Here is a 3,553-nt window from a genome sequence, read left to right on the forward strand (position 1 = left end):
TTAAGCGTCGCCTGTGCTGAGAATACTTGTGGTAAGCCACGTTTCTGCAATGCGCCATGCCCGCTCATCGTCAACATCGATCCATCCAAGATCGCTGCAATCGCGGATGCCAGCAGTACGGTCGGATGTCAGGCGCCGCATTCCTTCGGTCAGAGAGGGCTTTTCCAATCCCCGGAGTGCGTCAAACAGGCCCTTGCCAACAGCGAAGACACCCGTATCGAAGCAATCATATACCGCGAGGCCCTTGCCTATGCTGATTAAGCGGTCGCCATCCGTCTGAGCACACGTCACATCGTCAAGATCGATCCAATCGTGATCGATCCGACGGTCAATCCCGAGCGATGCGCCGCCACCCGTATCGGCATGAGCCATTCGCCGATAAAATTCCGGTTCGACGAGATGGTCGCACATCGCGAGGATCGCCTCCTCACCGTACAGCAATGGTTCCGCTGCGAGCAACGAAGAGCCGTTGGGATAGCGATAATTTTCTACCCGGACGGTTTCGACTGTGATCGGCCAGTCTTCGGCCGCGACATAGGCTTCGATCGTCTCCGCCTCATAGCCGACGACCACGACTGTTCGCGCCAGCCCCGCCTGCGCCATGCCGGACACGGCATGGGCAAGCAGCGTCCGCCCGGCCACGCAGCAGAGCGGCTTGAGCGGGGCGACAGCGCGAAGGCGTGAGCCTTCGCCTGCCGCGAGAACGATACCGGTTTCGATCATTCGGCCGCTACGGCAATGAACTCGTCGACCGCCTGCGCCGCAAGGTCATCGGTCATCTGAATACGCGGATGCTTGCAGAAATACGCCGACGCCGCGTCGATCGGCCCGGCCAGGCCGCGATCCTTTGCCAGCTTGGCGCACCGGATCATATCGATGGCGACGCCCGCACTGTTCGGGCTGTCCTCGACGGACAGGCGCAACTCCAGGTTCATCGGTACACCGCCGAACATCGTCCCTTCCATCCGCAGGAAGCAGATCTTGTTGTCATTTTGCCAAGGTACATAGTCGGACGGGCCGATATGAACATTGTCGTCGTGCAGCCGCTCCGCAGCGACCGACTGCACCGCCTCGGTCTTCGAGATTTTCTTCGAGGCAAGGCGGCGATGATTGGACATGTTGAGGAAGTCGGTGTTGCCGCCGGTATTAAGCTGGTAGGTCCGCTCCAGCTTGACGCCCCGCTTGGCGAATAGATCGGTGAGCACGCGGTGAACGATGGTGGCGCCGAGCTGCGCCTTAATGTCGTCGCCGATGATCGGGACACCAGCCTTGGTGAAGCGGTCCGCCCATATGGGGTCACTGGCGATGAATACGGGAATGTTGTTCACGAACGCCACACCCGCCTCGAGCGCGCATTCGGCGTAGAACTCACTGGCGGCCTGCGAACCCACCGGCAGATAGTTCATCAGCACATCGGTCTTGGTCTCGCGCAGGGCGGCTACCACTTCCGCCTTGGAGGCCTCCTTCTCACCCGCGAGCAGGAATGTCCGATGGTCGTCATATTCCGACATATGTTCGGCGACGCCGTCAAGAACATGCCCCATCTGCACCTTGGTCCCCGTGAGAGGCACGGTTTCGCAAAAGACGGTGGTGCAGTTGGGCTTGGCGAAAATTGCTTCCGCTACGTCCTTGCCGACTTTTCGCTGGTCAATATCCCAAGCAGCTACGACATGGATATCGGTCGGCTTATACCCGCCCAAGTCCCAATGCATGAGCCCGACCGTATCATTTGCGCCCTCGCGATAATAGGAAAGCCCCTGCACGAGAGAGCTGGCACAGTTGCCCACCCCTACGATGGCAATGTTGATGGCCGGCATTACTTCTTGATTCCTTCTCTATATGGAAAATGATTTTCCGGCACTGTGAAGCGATTTTCGACGGTGCGATGCTGGAAAAGTCCAACGATGAGGATGATGTTCAGCGGGATGAGCTCAAACCACCAAAAGAGGCGTGGATTGCTGAAAAGGCAGGCAAGGAAAATGGCATAGACCCGGACATTGGCGGACAGCAGGCTCATCAGCCGCATCGGCCTGACGGCCAGGGTGGCATATCTTGCCGCAAGCTCAGCGGGCGATTGGTGCCGCGCCAGCGCGTGGTCGAACCGCGCGGCAACCCGGTCCAATAATCCCCAGCAATGATCATAAAGCTGGACAAGCGGATTGCGGCTGGGTGCAGGGCTGGCGATCGTCGCCACCGCATTCCGGCGCCGGTGAAAGCGGGCTCGCTCGCTCTCGTACATATTGGATTGGACCATATGTGCGATGCCTGCGGCGACCGCCAAGGCCCAGGCTTCCAACGTGCCGATGGAGACGGCCAGCGAAACATAGATGAGGACGAAAACGCCATGGTCGCACAACCCGTCCAGCGCGCGTCCCAGCGGACTGGCTGTGCCCGTGGCCCGCGCAATCATCCCGTCCATCCCGTCGGCGACAAGCCAGCAGACGGACAGGAGCAGGCCGACAACGGCAAGAGGCCACATCTCCCACCGGCTGTAGGCCAGCGCGGCCGATGTGCCTAAAGCCAGCCCGGCCAGGGAAACGGCATTGGCCGAGATCCCGCGCGCGATGAACCAGGGCACGAGAAAGCGTGCCGCTGGATGAATAATCCAGAGATTTGTCGGATCTTCTATCCGTCGGTCCCGTGAGGTATCGGGGATGGTAAATGTCATTAAATCGTAATGTATGAGCCTAGCTGTCTGACTTGCAAGTGATTTGCAACGAGCCTGTCACGCGTCGATCAGGCTGGTCGCTGAGGCAGGCTAGAGTTGGCGGTCAGCTCTGCGGTACCATGGCGGCTTGATGGATGGCGCCGTCATGCCGTTCTCAAGGCAGTTTGCCGGGATTGATCGGTCGTGGTTCGACGACTTGTCAATACCACGGCTGGAGCTCCGGCTCGCCAATCATCCCGCGTCGAATCTCTTTCACAGGACCACGCACAACGTCTCCCCGCTGGCTTCTGCAGGGGACCGCGATCGTCATCGAAGGTCTGACGGATGCAGATCGGTTAGGTGGCGCTAGCTGAGTAAGCAGCGGCCAAGCTGCAATTAACGAGCGTCCGCTTTCGGGAGGGGGCCGCCCGCCGTTGAATGACTGCAATTGGGTCAGCTTGCTCAACTTTACATTTACGCTCCCTGGCTTGAGTCTAGGTTGGCTGCCGCAGACTGAATGGCGTCGGTGACATCTTGAACGCCCTCGATCAGCCACACCGCGTCCTCAAGCAGGAAGCGCCAGCCGTTGACGTGTTTGATGTGCATTGCCCGGCTTACGACTGCTGCATGGGGAATGATGGCCGCACGGCGTACAGCGAAGTCGGAACTGAAAAGCACCGCCGCTAGGTAATCAAAGGCTTTGTCGGGCAAGCCGCGTAGTACGCCGAGCTGCCGCTCTCCAGCCACATTGTTGCGCAGCCTACGGGCCTTGATTTGGTAGCGTGTGCCTTGATTGTCCTGGGCATCGTAGCCGGTCGCCGAGTTCACCGTGGCCTGCTGCCGGTTTGGTGGACACCGAGATAAGGTGTTTTCACTGAACGGAGAGCATCAATGCAGCGAAGGAAG

At 59.5% G+C, this 3,553-nt stretch carries 4 protein-coding genes; all 4 read right to left on the reverse strand.

Going from position 1 to position 3,553, the window contains the following annotated elements; translation table 11 throughout:
• The 4 genes from ACHWRX_RS13205 to ACHWRX_RS13220 all read right to left on the reverse strand — a co-directional run bounded on the left by ACHWRX_RS13205 (position 1) and on the right by ACHWRX_RS13220 (position 3,475).
• A complete protein-coding gene (locus tag ACHWRX_RS13205; protein ID WP_394659537.1) occupies positions 1 to 723 on the reverse strand; it encodes an NTP transferase domain-containing protein in 723 nt (240 codons plus the stop codon).
• Complete coding sequence (locus tag ACHWRX_RS13210) at positions 720 to 1,817, reverse strand: inositol-3-phosphate synthase (protein ID WP_058734656.1); 1,098 nt, start codon at positions 1,815 to 1,817, stop codon at positions 720 to 722. The genes ACHWRX_RS13205 and ACHWRX_RS13210 overlap by 4 nt, the downstream gene beginning before the upstream one ends.
• Positions 1,817 to 2,578, reverse strand: a complete 762-nt coding sequence (locus ACHWRX_RS13215; protein WP_394659538.1) for a CDP-alcohol phosphatidyltransferase family protein — start codon at positions 2,576 to 2,578, stop codon at positions 1,817 to 1,819. Before ACHWRX_RS13215 ends, ACHWRX_RS13210 begins: the two co-directional genes overlap by 1 nt.
• A gap of 543 nt (positions 2,579 to 3,121) precedes the next feature.
• Complete coding sequence (locus ACHWRX_RS13220; RefSeq protein WP_394659539.1) at positions 3,122 to 3,475, reverse strand: hypothetical protein; 354 nt, start codon at positions 3,473 to 3,475, stop codon at positions 3,122 to 3,124.
• Between the last annotated feature and the right edge of the window lie 78 nt (positions 3,476 to 3,553).

Source organism: uncultured Novosphingobium sp., from assembly GCF_964277725.1.
GTDB classification, from domain to species: domain Bacteria; phylum Pseudomonadota; class Alphaproteobacteria; order Sphingomonadales; family Sphingomonadaceae; genus Novosphingobium; species Novosphingobium fluoreni.

Bases quoted from the DNA above. Each gene is read 5' to 3' on its own strand.
- ACHWRX_RS13205 (WP_394659537.1), bottom strand. From the start codon at position 723: ATGATCGAAACCGGTATCGTTCTCGCGGCAGGCGAAGGCTCACGCCTT.
- ACHWRX_RS13210 (WP_058734656.1), bottom strand. From the start codon at position 1,817: ATGCCGGCCATCAACATTGCCATCGTAGGGGTGGGCAACTGTGCCAGC.